The organism is Salinibacterium sp. UTAS2018, from assembly GCF_004118935.1.
Lineage (GTDB): Bacteria > Actinomycetota > Actinomycetes > Actinomycetales > Microbacteriaceae > Rhodoglobus.
In genome coordinates this window covers 73,567-96,554 of record NZ_CP035375.1, presented here as the reverse complement: position 1 = coordinate 96,554, position 22,988 = coordinate 73,567, and the positions used below count along the sequence as shown (strand labels likewise).

Annotated in this window: 20 protein-coding genes; 14 read left to right on the top strand and 6 right to left on the bottom strand. The window is 61.6% G+C overall.

Annotated elements, in window-relative coordinates; genetic code table 11:
* Nucleotides 1-61 precede the first annotated feature (61 nt).
* Nucleotides 62-1,006, top strand: a complete 945-nt coding sequence (locus tag ESZ53_RS00485; protein WP_129071040.1) for a glycerophosphodiester phosphodiesterase family protein — start codon at nucleotides 62-64, stop codon at nucleotides 1,004-1,006.
* Here the strand turns inward: ESZ53_RS00485 and ESZ53_RS00480 are convergent.
* Entirely contained in the window at nucleotides 1,003-2,334 is a 1,332-nt protein-coding gene (locus tag ESZ53_RS00480) for a M20/M25/M40 family metallo-hydrolase (protein WP_129071039.1), read from the bottom strand. The two genes, ESZ53_RS00485 and ESZ53_RS00480, sit on opposite strands and share 4 nt — an antisense overlap.
* 66 nt (nucleotides 2,335-2,400) lie before the next feature.
* Here ESZ53_RS00480 and ESZ53_RS00475 point away from each other — a divergent pair, with 66 nt between their 5' ends.
* The 4 genes from ESZ53_RS00475 (at nucleotide 2,401) to ESZ53_RS00460 (ending at nucleotide 8,699) form a co-directional block, all read left to right on the top strand.
* Complete coding sequence (locus ESZ53_RS00475) at nucleotides 2,401-4,284, top strand: DUF2207 domain-containing protein (RefSeq protein WP_129071038.1); 1,884 nt, start codon at nucleotides 2,401-2,403, stop codon at nucleotides 4,282-4,284.
* A 123-nt stretch (nucleotides 4,285-4,407) separates the two neighbouring features.
* The gene (locus ESZ53_RS00470) at nucleotides 4,408-4,752 is read left to right on the top strand and encodes a DUF6804 family protein (RefSeq protein WP_129071037.1); all 345 of its coding nucleotides are present in this window, start codon (nucleotides 4,408-4,410) and stop codon (nucleotides 4,750-4,752) included.
* Nucleotides 4,753-4,960: 208 nt separating this feature from the next.
* Nucleotides 4,961-7,105 (top strand): DEAD/DEAH box helicase, encoded by a 2,145-nt coding sequence (locus tag ESZ53_RS00465; RefSeq protein WP_129071036.1) that lies wholly within the window; start codon nucleotides 4,961-4,963, stop codon nucleotides 7,103-7,105.
* Between the two features lie 130 nt (nucleotides 7,106-7,235).
* A complete protein-coding gene (locus ESZ53_RS00460; protein WP_129071035.1) occupies nucleotides 7,236-8,699 on the top strand; it encodes an aspartate ammonia-lyase in 1,464 nt (487 codons plus the stop codon).
* Between the two features lie 81 nt (nucleotides 8,700-8,780).
* Here ESZ53_RS00460 and ESZ53_RS00455 read toward each other — a convergent pair whose 3' ends face one another.
* Entirely contained in the window at nucleotides 8,781-9,404 is a 624-nt protein-coding gene (locus ESZ53_RS00455) for a protoporphyrinogen oxidase (RefSeq protein ID WP_129071034.1), read from the bottom strand.
* Between the two features lie 36 nt (nucleotides 9,405-9,440).
* A complete protein-coding gene (locus ESZ53_RS00450) occupies nucleotides 9,441-10,889 on the bottom strand; it encodes an AlkA N-terminal domain-containing protein (RefSeq protein ID WP_129071033.1) in 1,449 nt (482 codons plus the stop codon).
* Nucleotides 10,890-11,013: 124 nt separating this feature from the next.
* On the opposite strand from ESZ53_RS00450, the gene ESZ53_RS00445 reads away from it, so the two are divergent.
* Both ESZ53_RS00445 and ESZ53_RS00440 read left to right on the top strand, forming a co-directional pair.
* On the top strand, nucleotides 11,014-11,844 hold the full coding sequence (locus tag ESZ53_RS00445; RefSeq protein ID WP_129071032.1) for a hypothetical protein: 831 nt from the start codon (nucleotides 11,014-11,016) through the stop codon (nucleotides 11,842-11,844).
* 39 nt (nucleotides 11,845-11,883) lie between these two features.
* The gene (locus tag ESZ53_RS00440; RefSeq protein WP_129071031.1) at nucleotides 11,884-13,119 is read left to right on the top strand and encodes a PrsW family intramembrane metalloprotease; all 1,236 of its coding nucleotides are present in this window, start codon (nucleotides 11,884-11,886) and stop codon (nucleotides 13,117-13,119) included.
* 35 nt (nucleotides 13,120-13,154) lie between these two features.
* Here ESZ53_RS00440 and ESZ53_RS00435 read toward each other — a convergent pair whose 3' ends face one another.
* A complete protein-coding gene (locus ESZ53_RS00435) occupies nucleotides 13,155-14,243 on the bottom strand; it encodes a hypothetical protein (protein WP_129071030.1) in 1,089 nt (362 codons plus the stop codon).
* 289 nt (nucleotides 14,244-14,532) lie between these two features.
* Between ESZ53_RS00435 and ESZ53_RS00430 the strand changes: the two genes are divergently transcribed.
* The 5 genes from ESZ53_RS00430 to ESZ53_RS00410 all read left to right on the top strand — a co-directional run bounded on the left by ESZ53_RS00430 (nucleotide 14,533) and on the right by ESZ53_RS00410 (nucleotide 19,683).
* Nucleotides 14,533-16,809 (top strand): UvrD-helicase domain-containing protein, encoded by a 2,277-nt coding sequence (locus ESZ53_RS00430; RefSeq protein WP_129071029.1) that lies wholly within the window; start codon nucleotides 14,533-14,535, stop codon nucleotides 16,807-16,809.
* Between the two features lie 218 nt (nucleotides 16,810-17,027).
* Nucleotides 17,028-17,825, top strand: a complete 798-nt coding sequence (locus ESZ53_RS00425; RefSeq protein ID WP_246837339.1) for a nuclease-related domain-containing protein — start codon at nucleotides 17,028-17,030, stop codon at nucleotides 17,823-17,825.
* Nucleotides 17,826-17,868: 43 nt separating this feature from the next.
* On the top strand, nucleotides 17,869-18,300 hold the full coding sequence (locus tag ESZ53_RS00420) for a VanZ family protein (protein WP_129071028.1): 432 nt from the start codon (nucleotides 17,869-17,871) through the stop codon (nucleotides 18,298-18,300).
* Between the two features lie 43 nt (nucleotides 18,301-18,343).
* Nucleotides 18,344-19,006 carry a lysoplasmalogenase gene (locus ESZ53_RS00415; RefSeq protein WP_129071027.1) on the top strand — a complete coding sequence of 221 codons (663 nt, stop codon included), beginning with the start codon at nucleotides 18,344-18,346 and terminating at the stop codon, nucleotides 19,004-19,006.
* Complete coding sequence (locus ESZ53_RS00410) at nucleotides 19,003-19,683, top strand: hypothetical protein (protein ID WP_129071026.1); 681 nt, start codon at nucleotides 19,003-19,005, stop codon at nucleotides 19,681-19,683. The genes ESZ53_RS00415 and ESZ53_RS00410 overlap by 4 nt, the downstream gene beginning before the upstream one ends.
* A 38-nt stretch (nucleotides 19,684-19,721) precedes the next feature.
* Here ESZ53_RS00410 and ESZ53_RS00405 read toward each other — a convergent pair whose 3' ends face one another.
* Complete coding sequence (locus tag ESZ53_RS00405) at nucleotides 19,722-20,903, bottom strand: MarP family serine protease (RefSeq protein WP_129071025.1); 1,182 nt, start codon at nucleotides 20,901-20,903, stop codon at nucleotides 19,722-19,724.
* A 108-nt stretch (nucleotides 20,904-21,011) separates the two neighbouring features.
* On the opposite strand from ESZ53_RS00405, the gene ESZ53_RS00400 reads away from it, so the two are divergent.
* Both ESZ53_RS00400 and rpsO read left to right on the top strand, forming a co-directional pair.
* Nucleotides 21,012-21,833: a hypothetical protein gene (locus tag ESZ53_RS00400; RefSeq protein WP_145963166.1), complete on the top strand. Its 822-nt coding sequence runs from the start codon at nucleotides 21,012-21,014 to the stop codon at nucleotides 21,831-21,833.
* Between the two features lie 118 nt (nucleotides 21,834-21,951).
* A complete protein-coding gene (gene rpsO, locus ESZ53_RS00395; RefSeq protein ID WP_009771894.1) occupies nucleotides 21,952-22,221 on the top strand; it encodes a 30S ribosomal protein S15 in 270 nt (89 codons plus the stop codon).
* A gap of 97 nt (nucleotides 22,222-22,318) precedes the next feature.
* Here the strand turns inward: rpsO and ESZ53_RS00390 are convergent, their stop codons facing one another.
* Entirely contained in the window at nucleotides 22,319-22,927 is a 609-nt protein-coding gene (locus ESZ53_RS00390) for an HdeD family acid-resistance protein (protein ID WP_129071023.1), read from the bottom strand.
* Between the last annotated feature and the right edge of the window lie 61 nt (nucleotides 22,928-22,988).

Here is a 22,988-nt window from a genome sequence, read left to right as displayed (position 1 = left end):
AGGCTCGCTATAGTGGGGGCACCGCGAACGTGCGGCAACCCGACACAAGGATGGCGAGTCAATGGCGACATCGCAGAACCTGGCACACCCGAAGCATCACCTGCGAGCACAACGAGCAGCCCTCGCTGCTGCGATAGTCACCGCGATCACTCTCGCGCTCGTGCTGAATGCCAATGTCACGCGAGTGCACGCGGCCGGAGTATTCACTTCGCTCCGAGCGCCCGGAGAGGCGGCGTTTATCGCGGGTCACCGAGGAGACGCTACCGTCGCCCCCGAGAACACGCTCGAAGCGCTCAGCCTCGCCCTCGACAGTGCGGCGGACTACGTCGAAACGGACGTACAGCTCACCGCTGACGGCGTTCCCGTACTGATGCACGACTGGACGGTCGATCGCACGACCGACGGCACTGGCCCCGTGTGGAGCTATACCTACGAAGAACTGTCAGCGTTGGATGCCGGTTCATGGTTCGGTGATGAATTTGCGGGAGCGACCGTGCCGACCCTCGAACAGTTCCTCAACGTTCTCCGCTGGTCGACGAAGAACGCCATCCTTGAACTCAAAGGATCATGGACTGACGAACAAGTGGCGCTCGTTGCCGATCTCGTGGCGCGCAATGGCGTCAATGACCATGTGATCCTCGGCAGCTTCGACATCATGACGCTTCAGGCTGCGCAACGGATAAGTCCAGAGCTTCCCGGAATGCTGATCGTGCGAGACATCGTTGGTGACCCGGCGCAACTTGCGGTCGCCGCCGGTGCCGTCGCGATCGTCACGAGCAAGAACGCGATCACTCAGAACCCTGCTCTGGTCGAACAGGTTCATGATGCCGGTCTCGGCCTACTGATTTACACGCTCAATGACACCGACACGTGGACGGATGCCGTAGCGCTCGGAGTCGACGGAATAATCACCGATCGGCCGGCAGAGCTTGGCACGTGGATCGCACAAGAAGTCAGCGGCTCCGACACGCTGCCATTCGCTCCCCGTCAAGCCGCTGCCGATTAGAGCGAAGCGATAAGCGCGCGGTAGAACACGATTCCATCGAGGAAGCTGCTCACGAGCATCCGTTCATTGCGGGCATGGAGCGTGTCTCGCATTTCGCGCGCCATCGCAAATGGTGTGAACCGATAGACGCCACCGCTGATGCGGGTGAAATGCCGGCTGTCAGTAGCTCCGTTCTGCACATAGGGCGTCACGATGGTGCCGGGGAAGGTCTTCTCGATTGTGGAACGCAGGAGCTCCCAGGCGAGACCGGTTGTTCCGGAAACCGGAGAGGGCTCTCCGGGCGAGTCCACTGAAATGCGAACTCGCTTGTCGTTGATCGCGCGGGTGACATGGGCGATGGTCTCGTTGAGGCTCGAATTCACGGCGATGCGCACATTGATCACCGCACTTACCCGCTCGGGCATGGCATTGACCGCATGGCCACCTTCTAGGATCGTGACGGCTTGAGTGGTACGCATCATGGCCGCGAGTTCGTCGCTCTTGCGCACCAAAATTGGCAGCAGGAACGGCTTTGTCCACGAGACGTTACGCAGCAGGTAGCCGGTAAAGCCGCCCGCGTGTTCGCCGAGCAGCCGCATGAGGTCTGCCCCGGTATCGGTCAGACGGGATGGGAACGGCCGTGAGTTGAGCCGCACAATGGCCTGCGCCAGCCGCACGGCGGCAGGAAACTTGGGGGGAGTGGAGGCGTGGCCCCCTGACTGATCGACCGTCAATCGCAGGGTTGCTGTGCCTTTCTCGGCGACCCCGACGACGGCCATGGGGGCATCAACCTGGTCGAACACGTCGTCGACAATGGCGCCGCCCTCGTCGAGTACCAGCGTTGGCTTCACGCCGCGGCTCTCGAGCAGATCGACAATGGCGGATGCACCCGTGCCGTGAGTTTCCTCGTCGTGGCCGAAGCACAAGTAAATGTCTTGAGCGGGAACAAGGCCCTCTTCGAGCTGTGCCTCGACCGCCTCAAGAATGGCGACGACGGAACCTTTGTCGTCGAGGGTGCCCCGCCCCCAGATCAGCTGATCGCCACCCTTGCCGCTGAGTTCTGCAGCAAAGGGTGGTCGCTTCCAGCCTTCGTCGGTCGCCGCGACAACGTCGTAGTGCCCCATCAGAACAGCAGGTTCGGTGGATGCTCGGCCGCGCCAGCGGAAAATCAGAGAGTGCTCCAGAACCGTCTCGCGCTCGAGCCGGCTGTGGCACAGTGGATACAGCTTGCGCAATGTCTGAGCGAAACGGTCGAATTCTGTCCATTCCGTGGTGGAGGGATCCACTCGGGAAATTGTCGGGATTCGCACTAGTTCCTGCAGGTGTTCGACAGCCAAAGCACTCTTCATACCTCGACTCTAGCGAGCAGCACGCGCTGCTCGCGTTCATCCGAGGGGTTAGGAAACGGAGACACGATGACAGTCAGCGCGCAGCGACGCCCTCGATTCCAGTGGAGCGCGCAACTGGCAGCAAGGGTTGTGGGGGCAATCGCGGTGGTGGTGGCGTTGGGCGCAGCACCTCTCGCTGCGGCTGCGGCCGGGCATCCGCAGGCTTTAACGGGGCAGAGCCCTACGGTGGCTGGCGTGGTGCACGCCGGTCTGGATGACTTCGTGTTTGACAGTTATGACGGAGAATTCTTTCTCGATCGCGACTCCCAAGGACATTCGACGCTGTTGACGAGTGAAACCTTTGTTGCCGTCTTCCCGCCTGATCAAAACAGGGGGATGCTTCGAGCAGTTCCCCGCTACTACAAGGGCGAACCGGTAGAGGTGGGAACCGTCTCCGTTACTGATGAAACCGGACAACCCCGCGACTTCGAGGTGGAAGAGGATGGCGAGTTCACTCTCATCACCAGCGCCGCCAGCTCGTTCGTTGAGGGCCCACAAACCTATGTCTTCACCTACACACGATCGAACGTGACCCGGTTCGCTGCCGACACCGGCGCCGACGAGTTCTATTGGGATACCAACGGAACGGGCTGGAATCAGCCGTTTGGCTCGCTTACGGCCACGATTCACCTGGGCGAGGGCCTGAGCGACGCTCTCGGCGGGGAACCCGACTGTTATTGGGGCATCGAACGATCCACCGAGCGCTGCGACATCGTGGCAGTCGATGACGATACCTACGTCGCTACCCAGGGGGCGCTGCAGCGAGGGCAGAACGTCACCGTCGCCTTCGGATTCGAGCCCGGCACGTTCGTGCCCCGTGACAGTTCCTACTTCGGGTCAGCGGCAGGCTACGGCCAGCCGCTGGGTTTCATCGGTGCGATCGCTGCAGTGATCTGGGCTTTCCGCATCCGACGGTCCAAGCTAGCGGATGACGGGGGCCGCCCCACGATCATTGCGGAGTATTCGCCCCCACGCGATATCTCGGTTGTCACCGCCGCGCTCGTGATCAAGAAGCGTCCCAAAGCGGTTGCCGCGCAGATTTTGGACTTCGCCGTGCGCGGCAAGCTGCGCATTCTCGAAGAGGAATCGAAGGGCTTTTTCTCCTCGGGAACCACCTACCGTCTCGAATTGATGGACCCCACCGGTGTGACGGGGCGCGAGCTGGAGATCTTGCGCGCGCTCTTCGGGCAGTCGCTGCAGCATGGCGCCATCCGGGACATGAAGAGGACGGATTCCAAGCTCAGCAAGAAGATGTACTCGATTCTGACGGCGGAGAACTCTGCGCTCGCGCCGAACGGCTACCGGCAGAAGCTGAGTGCGCGCAATTATCTTCCCTTGCTCGTTTCGGTCGTCGCCGTGATCGTGTCGATCGTCTTCGGTATCGCGCTGATCGATGGTGACTATGGTTCGGTTGCCCCGTTCCTGATCATCATGGTGTCGTTCATGGCAGCGGTGCTGACGATGTCGCTGCTGTCGCGCACTCCGCTGACAGCTCAGGGGTCCGAACTGCGCGACCACCTCGAAGGACTCAAGTTGTACATCAGACTCGCTGAGGCTGATCGCCTGCAGATGTTGCAGAGCCCCGAGGGTGCGTTGCGGGAGAGAAACGAGGCAACGGGCTCCACCGATGTGCTCAAGATCTACGAGAAGCTTCTGCCGTACGCGGTGCTGTTCGGTCTCGAAAAGGAATGGTCAACGGAGCTCAGCCGGTACTACAGCGAGAATTCGCCGGACTGGTACCGCGGCTCCAGCGGATTCAACGGCGTGCTTTTCGCCTCCAGTATTTCGAGCTTCTCAACTGCCGTGGCCAGTTCGTACTCTGGCAGTTCGTCAAGCAGTTCGAGCGGTGGCTCGGGCGGGGGCGGTTCCTCCGGCGGTGGCGGCGGTGGCGGTGGAGGAGGCGGCGTCTAGCCGCGCCGAAGACGCAGAGCCGCGGCCGCAGGGGTGGAGCCGCAGGGCCGAAGACGCAGCGGTCATGGCCTCGTCGTTCGTTCGTGCGAAGCCCAGCATCAGCAGACGGGTATATTCGAACGAGTGAGCGCAACGTACCCGAATCGTCCCCGCCGTGTTGCATTGCCCGCGGCAATCCTGGCCGTTCTGGTGTTGTTGGTGGGTGCCGGCGTCATCGGCACCGAGATCTTCACGATTGTGCGGTACGTCGTCAGCATCCTCGCTCTCATCACTGTGGTTTTGGTGTGGCAGGCGCGTCAATGGTGGTGGGCAATCGGTCTCATTCCGATTGCGATTCTCTGGAACCCGATCGTGCCGATTGCTATCGCTGACCCGCAGCTCTTCGCGGGATTGCACTACGCCGCGGCTCTTGTGTTCATCGCGGTGGGAGTCGGCGCGCGCGTCACCGATGCCACAAGCCGAGGTTAATTCGCTGCAGTAGCGCGTTCGCCACTATTTCTGCGTACACTAGATAACGCATCCCTTGAGACCACCAATCGCATCGCAGTTGGGTCTGGCTCCCTCGAGTGGAAGTTGTCGTTCAAATGAAGTTACCTTCGTGGCAACATCTGCTCGTTCTACATCTCTGAGTCGTCGTACCCGCTACTGAGCCGCTTGCTTAGCGCCAGGAGAATAATTGACCAACTCGTCACAGACCGAGTCCTCGCAGCGCAATAAACGATCCAAAAACTCGGGTCAGCGCCAAGGCAGTACCCAACGTCGCCGCGCCCGTCCCGGCGATGACACGGGAGTTATCCCTGTATTGGCCCGTGCCGCGCGCGAGGTCGAGACTGCCGTTCAAAAGGGCCCGCTCAAGCCGACTAACCGAGCACGCTTCCAAGTCGCAGCACTGTTGCTACGAGAAGAGCGTGCCCGCGTAAAAACGGATGCCACGCTCACCGAATCCGAGCGTGCCAACGAACAGAAGCGCCTTGATGGCCTCGCGGGCATCCTCGCAAAGACGGCTGCTCGTGACACGAGCTTGCTCTCGATGCTGGGGGAGGCCGCGCCGATCACTCCCGCAGCCAAGGCGCTGCGCCGTGACCTCCTCATCGCCGCCGGTGTAGAACTCAGCCCGGATGAACTGATCATTGCTGAGGAGCCCAAGGCCGTCGATAAGCAGGTCGACAAGCAGGTCGTGCCGGCATCCGTTCGTCAGATGCAGATGGCGAACCCATTCTTGGCTCCCGACTTCAGCGCGATTGCGCCTAAGCCCGAGCACAACAATCGTTTGGCCAACTGGGAGCTCATCGACCCCCTGTTCCGAGCGTTCGAGCACGGCTCCGGCGGCGGCGCTGCCTCCATGGAACTGCCCGAGGCCGAATCGCTGCGTACGCGCGGAGACCTTGAACTCATGCGCCACCAAGCGCGCTTTGTGGAAGTTGTCAAGCAGGGTCACCGCACCTTCTTGCTCGCCGATGAGCCTGGACTCGGCAAGACCGCTCAGGCGCTGATGGCTGCCGAAGCCTCCAACTCCTACCCGTTGCTCGTCGTAGTGCCCAACGTTGTGAAGACCAACTGGGAACGCGAAGTCGAATTGTGGACTCCTGGCCGCAGCGCCACTGTCGTTCACGGCGATGGAGACACCGTCGATGCCTTTAGCGATGTCGTGATTGTGAACTACGAAGTTCTCGATCGTCACGTGGGTTGGCTCGGCCGCTTTGGGTTCAAGGGCATGGTCGTTGACGAAGCCCACTTTATTAAGAACCTCAAATCTGAACGGTCCAAGCACGTCTTGAGCCTGTCGCAGAATATCCGCGCGACGTACCCGAAGGCGCTGCTCATGGCGCTCACGGGAACTCCGCTGATCAACTCGATCGAAGACTTCCGAGCCATCTGGCAGTTCTTGGGCTGGATCGACGGTACCAAGCCGCTCGCTCCGCTCATGTCGAAACTCGAAGATGCTGACCTCACTCCGGCCGACCCCGGCTTTTTCTCCGAAGCGCGTCGTGCCGTTATCGATATGGGTATTGTGCGCCGCAAAAAGGTCGACGTTGCCGCCGACATTCCTGCGCGACGTGTGGCCGACATTCCGGTCGAACTCGATAACGACCTCGGTCGATCGATTCGTGCCGCCGAGCAGGCCCTCACCGCGCGACTGGTCGATCGCTTCACTCGCGTTCGTAAGCTCAAGCCAGATGTGGCTGTCGAAGACCTCATCCGTGTTGTCGCCCACGCCGAACTCGAAGAGTCAAAGAGTGCCACCACCGGTGAGAATGTCTTCACGATGGTGCGCCGTATCGGTCAGGCCAAGGCAACGCTGGCCGCGGACTACACGGCGCAGCTCGCCCGTTCGGTAGGCAAGGTTGTGTTCTTTGCCAAGCACATCGATGTCATGGATACCGCCGAGGCGCACTTCGCGAAGGTCGGCCTCAAGGCGGTCTCGATCCGTGGTGACCAGAGCGCCAAGGCTCGTCAGAACGCAATCGACTCGTTCGCGAACGATCCTGAGGTCTCGGTCGTGGTGGCTTCGCTCACAGCCGCTGGTGTCGGGCTCAACCTGCAGGCGGCATCCAACGTCGTGCTTGCTGAGTTGAGTTGGACGAACGCGGAGCAGACTCAGGCAATCGACCGCGTGCACCGCATTGGTCAAGAGCTCCCCGTGACGGCCTGGCGCATCATCGCCGCTCACACCATCGACGCTCGAATCGCCGAACTCATCGATAGCAAGGCTGGCCTCGCCGCGCGCGCTCTCGACGGTTCTGATGAGGATGTCGTGGCCGAGGCGAACATCCAGCTGCAGGCGCTGTCATCGCTGCTTCGCGACGCTATTAAGGAATAGATCATTCGTTAAGAAATGACTTTCTAACCACGGCTTTTCCTTCAAGTCTCCCGGTGCGCGAGCGTACACTTGAGGCGTGATCACAGTGACTGTGTATTGCGCCGCAAATCAACGGAGATGAGAAAAAGAGTTGAGCAACGCCTCTTTGCAGAACACCGCTACCCGTATCGAATCCGATTCACTCGGTTCGCTTGAGGTTCCAGTAGACGCGTATTGGGGGGTGCACACGCTTCGCGCGATGCAGAACTTCCCGATCACCCGTCGCGCTATCTCTGTTTACCCCGACCTCGTTCGTGCGCTCGCGCATATCAAGCAGGCAGCAGCGCGCGCTAACGCTGAGCTCGGCGTGCTCGAATCGCGCAAGGCCCACGCCATCGACACCGCGTGCCAAGAGATTCTCGACGGTGCCCTGCACGCAGAGTTCTGCGTCGGCGTCATTCAGGGCGGCGCTGGTACCTCCACCAACATGAACGCGAACGAAGTAATCGCGAACCGTGCTCTGGAAATTTTGGGCCACAGCAAGGGCGAGTACTCGTTCTTGCATCCCATCGATGATGTCAACCGCAGCCAGAGCACGAATGACGTGTACCCCACGGCGATCAAGCTTGCAATGGTCTTCGGTGTTCAGCGTCTGCTCGTTGAACATCAGATGCTGTCTGAATCGTTTGGCGCCAAGGGGCGCGAGTTCGTCAACATCCTCAAAATCGGCCGTACTCAAATGCAAGATGCCGTGCCTATGACTCTGGGGCAAGAGTTCACGGGCTTCTCCCACACTCTCGAAGAGGACTATGAGCGCCTCACTGAGGTGCTGCCGTTCATGAGCGAAATCAATATGGGCGCAACCGCGATCGGTACCGGTATCACGGCCGATTCGCGTTACGCGGAAGCCGTGCGCCGTCACCTCACCGAGGCCACCGGCATTGAGATGAAGACGGCGTTCGACCTCATTGAGGCTACGAGCGACGTGGGAATCTTCATGACGCTCAGTAGCGTTCTCAAGCGCTCCGCGGTCAAGCTCTCGAAGATCTGCAACGACCTCCGTTTACTCTCGAGCGGACCACAGGCTGGCTTTGGTGAAATCAACTTGCCGGCTAAGCAGGCGGGATCATCGATCATGCCCGGCAAGGTCAACCCGGTCATCCCCGAGGTCGTCAACCAGGTTGCGTTCAGCGTTATTGGTGCAGATGCCACGGTCACCGCCGCGGCTGAAGGCGGCCAGTTGCAACTCAACGCTTTCGAGCCCGTCATTGCCCACTCGATCCTGCAATCGGTCATGTGGATGACGAATGCGTGCCGCACCCTGCGCGTGAACTGCATCGACGGCATCACTGCTAACGAAGAGCGCCTCGCGGCACAGGTGGAGTCGAGCGTCGGCGTCGTTACCGCGCTGACCCCGTACATCGGCTACGCAGCAGCAGCGAACCTTGCCCATACTGCGCTCACGACGAATGCGTCTATCGCGCAACTCGTGGTCTCAGCCGGCCTCATGAAACAAGAAGACGTCGCCCGCGTGCTGACTCCGGAGCGGCTCAGCGGCGTCTCGCCCATGACCGCAGCAATCTCTCTTCCTTGGCTGGAAGAAGAGAACAAGTAGTCAACGCGCACGCGAAAAACCCGGTTCCTCTCAGCGAGAGGAACCGGGTTTCGTTGTTCGGGGAGCCCGTGGGCGGCGACGTTACGTCGTCGGGCGCTCGTCGAAGTCGTCGTCATCCTCGTCGTCGAGCGACGCAAGCGCTTCGTCGCGTGCCTTGCCCGCGGTCGTGAAGGCCCGGTCGATGGCGCTCTCGCCGCGCTCGCGAAGCTCAGCTAGTTCTTTGTTCGCGTTCTCTCGCACGTCTTCGGCGGTCTCGCTGACCCGGCCGACGGCGCCGCGAGCGGTGGCGGACGCGCGATCAGCGATCTCTTTCGCCGACTCTTTGGCGTTACCAGCGAGCCCCTTCGCCGTCTCCCGGGCGCTCTCGGCAAAGTCTCGTGCGGATTTCTCGGCGTTATCGGCCAAGTCCTTCGCCGTGGTGCGCGCAGTCTCGGCGAATTCACGGGTGTTCTCGGCGACGTCTTTTGCTTTCTCGACGACGAAACCGGGGGTGGCTTTAGCTACCGCTTCGGCTTTATCGCGAAGAATGGGGGCCTGCGTGCGGGCGTAGTCTTCGGCGGTAGTGCGCGCCTTTGTGACACGAGGGCTCTCCCACACTGCGGTGGCTTTGCCCTTCATCTGGTCGTAACGTTCATGGCCAGCGCGCGCGCCAACGACGTATCCGACAGCGATACCGAAACCGAGGATCAAGAGTCTGACGTTCATAGGTCCAGCCTACGGTGAGGTTGTGTTCTGCTCTACCTAGAGCGGCCGTGATCGCCACAAGTGCATGCACGCGTAGCTGCGCCACGGGGCCCACTGACGAGAGTACTGAGTGAGCGCTGTCGCGGTAGCGGGGAGGCCCAACTCCCCAGCGCCTTGGCGCACGACGAGGTCACTGCTGAGCATGATGTCGGAGCTTCCGAGCACGCGCATCGCCAGGTAGCCCGCCGTCCACGGGCCGATTCCGGGCATGGCGACGAGCTTTGCTGTGAATTCATCGACAGGGGTGGAGACGTCAAGCTCTAACGCGCCAGACGCAAGCGCTTCGGCAACACCGAGAATGCTCGCAATACGAGCCGTGGGGCCGCGCAAAACTTCGGCTCCGGATGTCGCGAGCACTGCTGCGGTCGGGAAAAGTCCGTCGTGTCCTAGCTCTGCAACCACCCGAGCGTGCACGGTGCGTGCGGCGGCGACCGAGATCTGCTGCCCGAGGAGCGTGCGGAACAGTGTCTCCTCGGTGTCGACGCTGCCCGGCAGCCGTATTCCGGGCACGCGCGCTACAGAGGGAGCCAGGGCAGGGTCGGCGCTGAGCGCCTCGTCGATCGCGAGTGAGTCGGCGTCGAGGTCGAAGAGGCGACGCACGCGGGCGACGAGCGGTGCGACATCCGAAATTCTGGCGAGCTGAGCGATACACGTGATGCTCTGGTCGCCGAGTTCGAGTCGCACCTGGGCAACCCCACCCGGGAGGCGGATGGCGCGTTCCAGGCTCGTAGCGGTGGCGGTCTCGATGCCGGCGACCGCGTGATTCGCGAAAAATGTCATGAGGCCAGCGCCGTCGAATGGTGCCCGTGTGGGCAACCGTAGCGTGAGGGCTGAGGGGCGCTCGGGGGAGGTGTGCGGGTGAGCGGCTGCTCCGCGACGAGCGAGGGTGCGCAATTGGCTCGGTGTGGTCTCGTACACGGCCTGAATGGTGTCGTTGAACTGCCGGATGCTGGAGAATCCGGCAGCGAAGGCGACGTCAGAGATACTCAGCTCGGTCGCCCCCAGCAGCGTACGGGCGGCTTGAGCGCGGTGAGCACGCGCGAGGGCGAGAGGACCGGCTCCCAGTTCCGCGGTGAGCACCCGAGTGAGGTGGCGGCTCGTGTAGCCGAGTCGAGTGGCGAGGCCCTCGACGCCGTCGCGCTCGACGACTCCGTCAGCGATGAGGCGCATGGCGCGCGAAGCCAGATCATCGTTGAGGTTCCATTCCGGAGACCCCGGCACGGCATCTGGTTGGCACCGTTTGCAGGCGCGGAGCCCGGCTTCGTGGGCGGCGGCCGCGGTGCGATAAAAGCGCACATTGCGTGGTTTCGGAGCCACGGCAGGGCAGCTGGGACGGCAATAGATTCCCGTAGAGTGCACGCCCGCAATGAACTGCCCGTCGAAACGCGCGTCTCGTGAACAGAGTGCGCGGTATTGCTCGTCGAAGCTGAGGGCGGGGAAGAACATGCTCTCACTCTGCCACTCGTGCAGCGTACTGACCAGCGGAAATCGGACACCACCGCACCGTGACTCCACGCAGCATCGGCACAAAGTCTCGTCGGGAAAGCGGGGAAGCGACTACAGTCGCAGCGTGGAATCTTCGTGGACAGCTCTTACCATCGTGGCCGCACTCTGGCTTGTTGCCTTGTCAGCGCAAGTCGCCGACCACGCGACAGCACGCTTCGATCACTTGCGACTGGCTCGCGGTGTTCGCACTCGGCTGCGCCTGCACCCCGTCGCGTGGACGGTTCCTCTCGCAGGACTCGCGATCGTGGCGCTCACGATCTCTGCCGACTGGAGCACCCGGCTGTTTTTTGCAGAACCCGCTCAGACGCCCGCCGCGATCCTACTTGCTCTCGGCACGGTAGTCGTGGCCGTCGTTATCGTAGCGATCATCGCGGTAGTGATCGTGCGACCACCCGCCGATAGCTACCGCCTCGTACGCGACGAACTCATCGAATCGGCGGGCTTGCGCATCCACCAGGACCAAGTGGACGAGTTCCGAGCTCGAGTGACCGCTATTGATAATGCCGCCAAGGCGCATCGTGCCGCGGATGCCGCCACGGTGTCGGCAGCGTTACAGCTGAGCGTGCGCACGCCACATCGGCTTATCGCGCCGGTACTCGCAATCGCGTTCGTTATTACGGCCGTGGTCGGCACGGCACAGGGTGCTCTCTCGGGCGTCGTCGTTGCGCTGGCTTGTGCTGCCCTCGTCGTGAGCGCAGCGATTGGAATCGTGGCCGCTCAAGCTTCGCTCGCGCTTGCAATGTCGGTTCGCTCGACTCAAGACGTGTATCGCGGCGAGCTCATGAGTTTGATTGTGGAGGCGGAGCGATCGTCAAAGAAGCGTGTCGCCGGCCTGGGCGATCGCGTCAATCGTGCGCTCAGCATCCTTCGCGAGCAGCAAGAGGGCACCAAGTAACGACAAGGGCCGCAGCGCCTGCACGCTAGTCTCGATGTCATGACCGCGAGCGATCCTTCTTCCGTGACTCCTGACTACACGGCGGCAGCGGGGCGATCGGCACCGAGCCCCACCGCGGCTTCCGCTGATATCGCTCGCGATGCTCAACAGCATCATTTGCCGCCGCACGTGCCACAACCACGGGGGCCGGGGCTGCTGATCTTGGGCATCCTGGGCGTTATCGCTCTGTCGTTCGTCTTGCTCTTCGTCGTTGTCTACGTGATCTCCGGAATCGGAACGGATGCTTTCGCGCTCGGCGGCGTCTTAGCTATCGTGCCGCTTGCTGTGGTGTTCTTTGCGGTGCGCTGGATCGACCGGTGGGAGCCCGAACCTCGACTCGCTGTGATCTTCGCGTTTCTTTGGGGAGCCGGCGTTGCGGTGCTGCTTGCTCTCATCATCGGAGCGGAGATTGACAACGTCATCAACGCTCTCGGTGGCCCTGGCCCGGCGTACGACTTCTTCTCCGCCGCCATCCAAGCCCCGATCGTGGAGGAGGCAGGCAAAGCACTCGGCATTTTGGTGATCTTCTGGGTCGCTCGGCGTCACTTCGATGGACCGGTCGATGGGCTTGTTTATGCAGCCTGGATTGCCGGTGGTTTCGCCTTCACCGAAAACATCCTCTACTTCGGTTCAGAGCTTGTGAGCCTTGATGGCAGCGGCTCGAGCATCCTGCAAATGTTCCTTGTTCGCGGTCTCATGTCGCCGTTCGCGCACGTGATGTTCACAGCGTGCACCGGCATCGCTCTGGGGTTAGCAGTACGATCGCGCAGTAATGCGCGCGCCGTCGGCGTTTTCGCCGTGGGCCTCGCGTTAGCGATCGCACTTCATGCGCTGTGGAACGGTGCGCTGTTTTTCGTGAACGACTTCTTCGGTTACTACGCGATCGTGCAGTTCCCTCTGTTCATTGTGGCAATCGTGATCGTCGTGTACCTGCGTCGTCAAGAAGCGCGGATGACGTTCGACCGTCTCGCCGAATACGCAAACGCGGGGTGGTTCAATCAGGATGAAGTCGCTGTGTTGGCTACGCCCGCTGGTCGTCGTCAGGCCTTGGCTTGGGCAGCGCGCAACAACAAGCGGGCGGTAATGAAGGTGTACATCCAAGAAGCCACCCGGCTTGCTTTCGCTCGCCAGCGCATTATTACTGGCCGCGATCAGATCGGGGCTATCGCCGATGAAGCGGTCTTGCTGGGCGCGATCGTGGAAGCACGCCAGGCTCTCACCGGCACACCGCGATAGCTCGCGGTCGCTAGCGGCCGCCGTGGGGCTGGTCGTTAGCCCGTCATCCTGAGCAAGAGTTGGCCCCCGAAGATGAGAGCGAACACGGCAGCGGTGATCAGAGTCGCTTGCGGAATCCCACTTCTCAGGCGCTGGCCGCGGGGTGCTACAAGGTTCACGCTTCGATCACCGATGGTGTCGTCAGCGTAGTTGCGTGACTGACGAAGAGCCTTGGTGCCTACGGTGTCGGCGATCCCAAGGAGTCGACGATGAACCGCGGGGTCGATGAGGTCGAAGGGTTTGGGCGAGTACACCAAAAGCCACTTGTCGACTACCTCGACATCGAAGGGCGCTGCCTTGTCGATCAGTAACGCCATGAGATCGGGAGTGAAAACGTAGAGAGCGTCACGTTCGTAAGCAGTGGGGCAGTAGAGCGTGAAGTGAGAATTAAAATCCCCCTCAAGCTTCAACACCTGATTCTTCGCGAACGCTTGCGGCAAATTGCTAACACCGAACAGCTGATTATTGGCGGCGGCATCCAACACCATGTGGGGGAGAGCCCGATCGAGCTCAAGCGCTAGGAATCCCCACTTCTGCGTGGTTTTGCTTTTACCTGAGCCGGTGGAGTACTCATAGTTGCCGTAGTCGAGCGTTCGGCCCGCTGCACTGGTGAAGCGGTGACGAATAGTGCGACTGTCGCCCTGAGAGAAAATGAGCCCGGGGTAGGGGCTGTCGTAATCGAGCGGGGTAAAGCTCAGCTCGTTGTCCTCCGCAAATTTGTTCATGCGATAAAACCGCTGCCAGGGACCGCCGCTTCTGCGCCAACTCCGTATGGCGACGTAGATGCTGCCACCAATCACAGCGAGGAACGCGAACGCGACCGCGAGCGTGATGAAGAGTGAGGGCAGGGCAGCGGCGCCCTCGCCATTGACGAACGCCGCGAGAAACGAGCTTCCGAGAGCGCTGAGGATCGGGCCGCTCACGACGAGAATGAGAAAGGCGATGCCGCTGGCGACCAGCACGGTCGTGCCCATGAGGCGAAGCGTCGAGTATCCGAAATGGTCTCGCCGGGATGACTTGAACGCTGCGACGTCGTGGGGATTCACCGGATAAATCAATCCGGAATAGTCGATGGAACGCAGCATCCGACAATCGTAGGGCGTGGGGGCCGCCGGCAGCAGCCTCAATTCGGGGGTGATCACGGCCGTCGGAGGATTGCCGACCACAAGCTAGAGAAGAAAGCCCCGCTAACAGACTTATCCCCGTTAACAGACTCATCGCCCACCGGTGCGGCACTGCCTGCGACTCTGGTGAGCGATGAGTTTTAACTGACTTCAGCGTGCCACTGAGTTGCGCCGAGCGCAAGAGTTAAGCGGCGAATTTATAGTCAAAAGGAGCGTACGATTGAAGGTCGCAATTTGGAGAGGACACCGGATGTCATCGAGTGAGCTTGAACGCGAACGGGCGTACGTCCACGGCCTCTATCGCCGGCTGGATGGACTGCGCAATGCTGCGCAAGAGCAGCTGGAATCCGTGCGCCGGAGCGCGCCGGGTGGTACTCACCAAAACCGCTCTGAGCGCGACGCTTTCGCTCGCATTTACGAAGATCGCATCGGCCAGCTGCGCGAGATTGACGAGCGACTAGCGTTCGGTCGACTCGAACTCGAAGTGGATGCCGAAAGCGAGGTCGAGAGTGATTCTGAAGGCACCCCCGAGCGCCCCGTTCGGTACATCGGTCGCATTGGTTTGCGGGACGAAGACCAGCGCCCGCTGCTGCTCGACTGGCGAGTTCCTCAAGCACGCGCGTTTTATCAAGCGACCGCCGCGACACCACTCGGTGCCCGAGCGCGCCGGCACCTGCAGAGTAACGGCCGCGACATCGTTCGCATCGACGACGAAATCTTCGACTCTGAACTTCTCGAAACTGATGCTGCTTCCCTTCAGGGCGAAGCGGCACTCATGGCGAGTCTCACCGCCGAGCGCACGGGTCGCATGGGCGACATCGTGGCAACGATCCAGGCGGAGCAAGACGCCATCATCCGTTCCGAGCTTCGCGGTGCTCTCGTCGTGCAGGGTGGGCCGGGAACGGGCAAGACGGCGGTCGCGCTTCACCGCGCCGCGTTCTTGCTGTACTCGCATCGAGAACGGCTGTCGGCATCCGGTGTGCTCATCGTCGGGCCTTCGCGCTCGTTCTTGCGCTACATCGAAGCAGTGCTGCCCTCGCTCGGCGAGACGGGCGTCGTCCTCGCGAGTCTTGGCCAGCTGTTCCCGGGAATTGATGCGCGCCGCGAAGATGTCGACGTGGTCGCGCGGCTCAAGGGCTCGCTCGAGATGGCAGAGCTCATCAAGCGCGCCGTTCGTTCGCGGCGTGTGGTGCCGACCGAAACGCAGCGTATGGAAATCAACGGCGAGATTCTGGATGTACCCGCCGACCTGCTCCGTGCGGCGATGCAGAAGGCGTGGGACTCTCACAAGCCCCATAACCTTGCTCGCGTGATCTTCAACAAGGCTGCGATCGCCGGAATCAGTCGTTTGCTCGCCGACCAGTTGCGCTCCCACGGCAACACGATCGATGACGCTGACCAGAAGTGGTTGCGCGAAGATATTCGCACAGCGCACGACGTTAAAGTTGCGCTTAACACAGCGTGGATGCCGCTGACGCCCGAAAAGCTTATTAACGATCTCTATGCCCGCCCCAGCTGGCTGCGCAGCCTCACGCCCCGCTGGACGCCCGAAGAGCGCGACCTGCTGCGTCGCGAGCGCGATGCTCCGTTCACTGTGAGCGACGTTGCGCTACTCGACGAAGCGGCAGAGTTACTCGGTGAAGTCGATGTGGCTCAGACGGCAGCAGAGCGCGAGCGCAAGCAACAGCGCAAGCGTGACGTTGAAAACGCGGCTGCCGCCATCCGCAATATGGATGTTGAAGGCATGATCGATGCTGAGACTCTCGCCGAGGGCTTTGAAGCGAGCGCCGAACGCGCAACCACGGCAGATCTCGCGGCGGCAGACCGCTCGTGGACGTACGGCCATATTGTCGTCGACGAAGCGCAAGAGCTCTCGCCCATGCAGTGGCGGCTGCTTGCGCGCCGCAACCCGCTCAAGTCGTTCACGATTGTGGGCGATGTCGCTCAGGCCAGTGCGGCTGCCGCGACGAATAGCTGGGGTGCTGCGCTCGCAGCAGATGTAGGCGACCACTGGCGTCTCGAAGAGCTCACCGTCAACTACCGCACGCCATCACAAATTGTGGCAGTGGCCGAAGCTGTGGCGCTGGCCCACGATGTCTCGATCACACCGTCGCGTGCTGTTCGTCAGAGTGAGTGGCCCGTCGATGTCACGCTGGTGTCGACCCACGAACTGGGTGCTCGCGTTAGCGACGTTGTCGGTGCCGATCGAGCGATTTCCAGCGACGGCACTCTCGCGGTCATCGTCAGCGATTCGCTCACGAGCAGCATTGTGGATGCACTGCAGCAGACTTTTGCCGGAGAGGTGGGCGAGGGCGCTGCCGGCCTGAATAAGCCGATTGCTGTGCTCACGCCGCGCGAATCTAAGGGACTCGAGTTCGACTCGGTGGTTGTTGTCGAACCTCAGCGCATTGTCGACGAGATTTCCCGCGGTGCTGCGGCGCTCTATGTGGCGATGACGCGCTCCACTCAGCGGCTTGGCATCGTTGCATCCCAGGGGCTCCCTGAAGGTATTCCCACTCCGGAATAGGGGTGGTCGAGGGAGTTGACCCCCACTCGGGTATGCCCAATAGTGGGGGTTTCGGTGAATTCACAGGTTAGGCAGTATTGATCTAGAAGTTATTCCTCGGGGGAGGAACCTTCACTCGGGAGCGATTCTTCGCCACGAGTCGGGCCGGAGGCGGGGGAGCCTCCGGCCCAACGTATTTCTTCATGCATGTCACTGCATGGAAGAGCTGGAGGGTCTGCGTGCCGCAGAATAATCATCTTCGCGGCCGGATCGCTGGACAATCAGCCATGGCCGCCGTCATCGCGGCGCAAGCACACTGTGCGCCGCGTGGATTTCTCGCGCGCGTCGTCGGCGTCTCGCCGCTGACGGACGAAAGCCGAGCACGCTACCGTGGGGCGGTTGGTGAACTGCTGGTCGGCTCCATCCTCGATCGTCTCGGTGATAGCTGGGACGTCCTTCACGGAGTGCCATTGGGGGCATCGTCTCTCGATCACTTCGCCGTCGGCCGCGCTGGCGTCTTCGCCATCTCGGTGGTTAATTGCCAAGGCGATGATGTAGCAATCCGCGGTGACGAACTCGTCATCGCGAAGACCATCAGTAACGCCATCAGCGAAGCGCGCGAATCGGCTCTGGCCGTTGCGGCGTCGCTTGAAGCAGCGCTGCGTACAGCCGTCAACGTGGTGCCGGTTCTCGTCATGGTGGAGCCTGTGAAGGTGTCTATGCCGGCACTTCCGGATGGCGTTCACGTTCTTACCTCGATGCAATTAGAACAATGGTTGCTCTCGTCTGCTGCCACGCTCAGTGGCGAAGAAGTCGCGACGATCTCTGCGGCAGCCGAAGCGAGCGCCACGTGGCCAGAACCGGAGCTTTCCGCCGTCACCTCCCACACCCTCACGCGCGCTTTCGTGCAGATTCACCACGACGTTCGTGCTGCGAGCCTTCGACGTTTCTTGTGGGTGGTGGCCGCGTTGGTCGTCACCTTCCTCTCGGTGTGGTCTCTGGTCTCTGTATTGACTGGCCTTGTCGTCGGTTTCTAGCGCGTCAAGCGCTTTCCGATCTTCGGTAGGGCACGATTGGTGGATGTTTCGGCGCCATCCCTACCTAAGCGCCGCGACTTTCAGTTACTTAGCCCTAGTGGCGTGGCTGACATTGAGCCCGCAAGCCCCGGATCAAAGTGACGGTCCGTTGTGGCAATTCGCCGTATTTCTCGATCAGTTCTCGGCCACCGAATGGCTCACTTTTAACGACCTCGAGTTTGTGGCCAATATTGGCCTGTTCGTGCCCGTGGGATTGTTTTTCGTGTTGCTCGTAGGAAAACGGCAATGGTGGCTCGCACTTGCCCTGGCAGTTCTACTGACGGCGGGGATCGAGTGGGTGCAGCAGTTCATCCCGTCACGGGTATCTGACGTTCGGGACATCGTTTCCAATTCCGTTGGCTCTTCGATTGGGGTGGTCATTACTCTTATCGTGGCCGCGGCACGAGCCCGCGCCCGCCGCAGCGACCGTAATTGACGACACTGTTCCGCTGAACCATAAGCAACCGTAGGCTGTGGCCGTGACTTTTTTGCGAGGGTTTATCGCCTACTGCGTGGTGGCGACTGTGCACGTGGTGAGTTTGGCTGCAGGGTGGGATGACGTGGCGAGCGCGAGCAAATTTTCGCTCATGCCCGCGCTCATTCTTGGCGTCGTGATCGCGAGACGCCGGCCGTTCTCGCGGCCCGACTATCTACTGCTCGCAGCGTTGGCATTGTCGTGGCTCGGCGATATTTTTGTCGCGGATGCGGAGAGCTCAAGCTTTCTCGTCGGGCTCGCCGCGTTTTTCGGCGCCCACGCTCTTTACCTTGTGCTTTTCCTGACGGCAGTGCGATCGCGGCGGATACCGGGGCTAACGGCGCTGCTGATTGTGTGGTGGGTGGGCTTGCTCGTAATCCTGCGCCACGACCTCGGCTTCTTTTTCATTCCCCTTGCGGTCTACGGAGCAGTGCTGGCGGCGTCCACAGCAGCGGCCTTCGCGACCCAGCGTCTGATCGCAGCAGGCGCGGTTCTCTTCCTCGCCTCGGATACGGCATTAGCGGGGGCTCTGTTCTCTCCGAGCGCGGTGTGGTGGCAGTCGGATGTGCTGATCATGAGCTTGTACATCGCCGGCCAAGGCGCGATCGCTGCCGGGGTTGTGCGGGCAAGGAATGCTCCGCAGAACACTGCTAGCGTGGGCGAGTGAATCCTGATCCTTCCGAACCCGTCGTGCAGCGACAGGTCGCAGTGGGTCCGGTCGTCGCTGCGGTCGTAGGGCTCCTCATATTTGCGGTGATCGTGACCGTTGTCATTACTCTCGCCGCCGCATCCCCGCCGCCCTCGGTAATGTCGACCCCCGTGGCTCAGGATTCGTCATCAGCCGCTCCCCAGCAAACCAGTGCCCCGACGCCGGAGTCGACTCTTATCCCGCCCCGCGCACAGACGACGGCGAACGAATGCCGTGATTACACTGCTGAGGTTGAATCCCTCGATATTGAGTCTGCGCGCGTCGAGCAGTCCGATCGCGACGTAATTGTGGCCGAAATCACGTTCACGGCACCGCTCGAGCGCGATACTGCCGAGCTCGGGATCTACGCGGAGCGGTCGGATGGCGATCGCTCCTACCAATTTTCAGTCGAGATCGATGATGGCGAGATCGACGATGTCACGGCGTACGAAATTGAGCGCGACGATAGCGATGGACTCGAGTCTGATGACGCCGAGATCGCGGGGAACACCGTGCGGTTCGTGGTCCCGCGATCCATCGGCAAGAAGTTGGGCGACGAATGGTCGTGGTTCGCCTTTAGCGCTGTCGACGGGGCCACCGTCGATACGTGTCCCGGAACCCCGGCGGCGCCGGAGTACCAGCGCTTCGAACGCTAATCTCGACTCGATAGCCGAACTCGGCACCACGAGTCTCGTTAGTGTGCGATGCACACGCCACTAGAGACGGTGGTACTGAGATCGGCAGCGTTTTGCGCAACCGGGCGAACAGCATCCAACGTCAGGGCGTAGCCCACATTGTTCTGCTCGGTGCTGCTGCCAAAGATGGTCCCGGCGATATCGCCGTCGAGCGTGAGCAACGGGCCGCCCGAGTTACCGGGATTCACTTGGCCGGCGAGCGTATATACCTCGCGCGGCGCGCCACCATCTCCATAGATATCGGGGCTCTCAAAAGTGCTGACCTGCTGTACCAGGGCAGGGTTTGTTGTAAAAGGTCCGCCATAGGGATAACCCTGAATCGCGGTGCTCGTACCGGGCCGGGCCGTGTCACCGAGTCGCAAAGCATCAACGGTAAGGCCGGGTACCGCCAGTATCGCAAGGTCGTTGACGGAATCGAAGTACACGATCGTGGTGCCCAGAACTTGGCCGTTCATCGCCTCGACAACCGGGCCGCTCGTTCCAGAGACAACGTGGGCGTTGGTCATGACGCGTTCTGGGGCGACGACAAAACCACTCCCTGTCTGACCTTGACCGCACGCGTAAGCGTTTCCCGTGATGCGCACGACCGATTGGGCTGCAGCATCGAGGGCGGGGCTCTCGGTGTCGATGGAGGGGATTTGTGCGTTCGGATCGCCGAGAGGGGAACCCAGCAAGGGAAGCGCGCGGTCGCTGAGGGCTGTTCGCCAGCGGGCGATGTTCGCCTCGACTACATCAGGAGTTGCGTCTTGAATCGTGCGGATGACCGAAGAAGCAGCAATCGTGCGGGAAAGTATCGGTATTCCCAGCTGAGCCGCGCTAAAGCTCACGGTCGAGATGACTAGCGCGGCAAGCATCGCAATCGCGAGGCCGCCCACTGCGCGGTCGGCGCCACGGAGGGCCCGGGTTTCGATCGCTACGTGGATTGCTCGGCCGGCGGCGGAACCTAATGCATGCCCGAGAGCAACGAGCGCGACGGCGACGGACACCGCGATGAGAACGCGCGCTTGCGGGTTCGACGCGATCTCTGCCACGCTGCGGGCGAACAGTGCGGCGAAGAAAATGCCGACGGCTACTCCCGCGATGACGAAGATGCTGCGGGTCAGACCGATCCGGAGCCCGTAGATCGCGTAGCCCACCAACACGACGACCAAGATGAGGTCGAGTAGCGGGGCGATATTCATTGTCTCAGCCTAGGCGGCAGCAGCGGGATGCTTCGTCGAGTTGGGCGATCGCCCCACGCGAGATAATCTCTCACGGGGGAAGTTGTGGGGGATCTGGTGGGCAAAAGCGTGCACGACAATGGTGCTCCGGCACTCGCGGCAGAGGGAACGGGCTTCGGTCTGGCCATGTCAGCGTGCTTGCGGGCTCAAGCCGCGCACGAGCAGCGCACGTGGTTTCAACGGCTGCGCGGAGCCAATCCGCTGTCGGCCGAGGCCAGCGAGTTCTACGCCCACGGGGTCGGGGAGCTCGAATCCGCGGTCGCGCTCGCCGCGCTGGGAACCGACTGGATCGTGGCCGCAGCCACCGACGAACAAAATGCGAGTCGCGGCGCGGACCACGTTGTTGTGGGTCCCGCTGGAGTGTTCGCTGTGTGCAGTCGCCGACATCCTGACGCGAAAGCGGTGACGGCGGGCAGGATGATCCTTGTCGACGGTGGGCGCGTGGCGTACGTGCGAGACGCCTCGATTCTCGCGGAGCGGCTTACTGACTCCTTCGCCGCGCTCGGTGCGCCGAGCGTTAGGGTGCACCCCCTCGTCGCTCTCACGGGTACTTCTGAGTTGGTGCACGGGCGGATGAAAGCTCCCGTTCCGGTGCTGTCGCTGCGAGATGTCGCAGCCTGGCTTATCCGCCATGAAGTGGTTTACTCTCGCTCCGAGGTTGCCGCTCTCGCGCCCGTTGCCGCACGCTTGAGTGGCTGGAACGTGCGGCCAGCCGCTACCGGCGCGAGCGTTCGCCTTACCGCTCGCTTTGAACGATTGCGCACCGAAGTGGATGCCGCTCGCCGGCGCTATCACCGGTGGCTCGTTGCCGGGGGAGCGGTCGCGCTCGCGGCCACCGTCACGATGGTGGTTGTCGCGATTCCCGCCGTTGTCGCTCTCTTCGCCGGGTAGTACTGCGGGAGCCCCGCCTCTGCTAAACTTTCAAGGTTGCCGTCTAACGGCCGCGGATAAAGAGAGCTCACGCATTCAGCAATGGGCACCGCGCAACGACTAGAAAGGGGATCACCTTATGGCTCTAGAAGCAAGCATCAAGAAGGCGATCATCGAAGAGTACGCAACCCACCCAGGTGACACGGGATCCCCCGAGGTCCAGATTGCGATGATGACTCGTCGCATCCTCGACCTCACGGAACACCTCAAGATGCACAAGCACGACCACCACTCACGTCGTGGACTGCTTCTTCTTGTTGGTCAGCGTCGTCGTCTGCTGGGTTACCTGCAGAACGTTGACATCACGCGTTACCGTACGCTGATTGAGAAGCTGGGACTGCGCCGCTAGTCGACTCGTCACACTTGCCACAGGCCGTCATCGCATTGCGATGGCGGCCTGTGTTGTTTCTGGGCGGTTGTTTCTGGGCGAGGGAGAATCGCTGTACCTACTCAGCGGCTACCGGTGCGCTGGTCGCGGTGTTCTTGGGCTTGCGCGGCAGCGTGAGCAGTGTGGTGAGGCTCACGGCGATCATCAGAACGGCGCCGATGGCGACGAGCGAGAACACGCCAGCTGCGGGGAGCACGAACATGGCGACGCCAGCGGCCATCGAGACGATGCCGCTGACCCAGCCGAACCAGCGCGGGTGGATGGTGCCGCGCACACCACCGACGAGGTCGACGACTCCTTCGAGAATCCAGCCGATGCCGATCACCAGGGCGAGCGCGATGAGCGTTTGGAACGGGTTAGAAAGACACAGGATGCCGGCGATCACGATGAGGAGCCCAAGCAGGCCCGTGGTCCAGCGCATCGGTGAGTCGAGATTGTTAGCCACGAAGGCTGCAGTGACGCGGTACATGCCCGACGCGATGAGATAGATGCCAAAAAGCACCGCGATGGTGAGGAGTGTGGCATCGGGGAACAGCAAGCCGATGACTCCGAGCACGAGCCCGATCACGGCGACGGCCATGAGTTGTCCGCGGTGAACGCGCAAGAGTCCGGGCAGAAGATCCTCGGCCGAGAGGGAGCGGGCAGTCGTGTGTTCAGTCGAGCTCATTGCGGTCCTCACCAAAGTTGTCCGTGCGTGCCTTACGCGCCCTATTCTCCCAGTTCGAGCG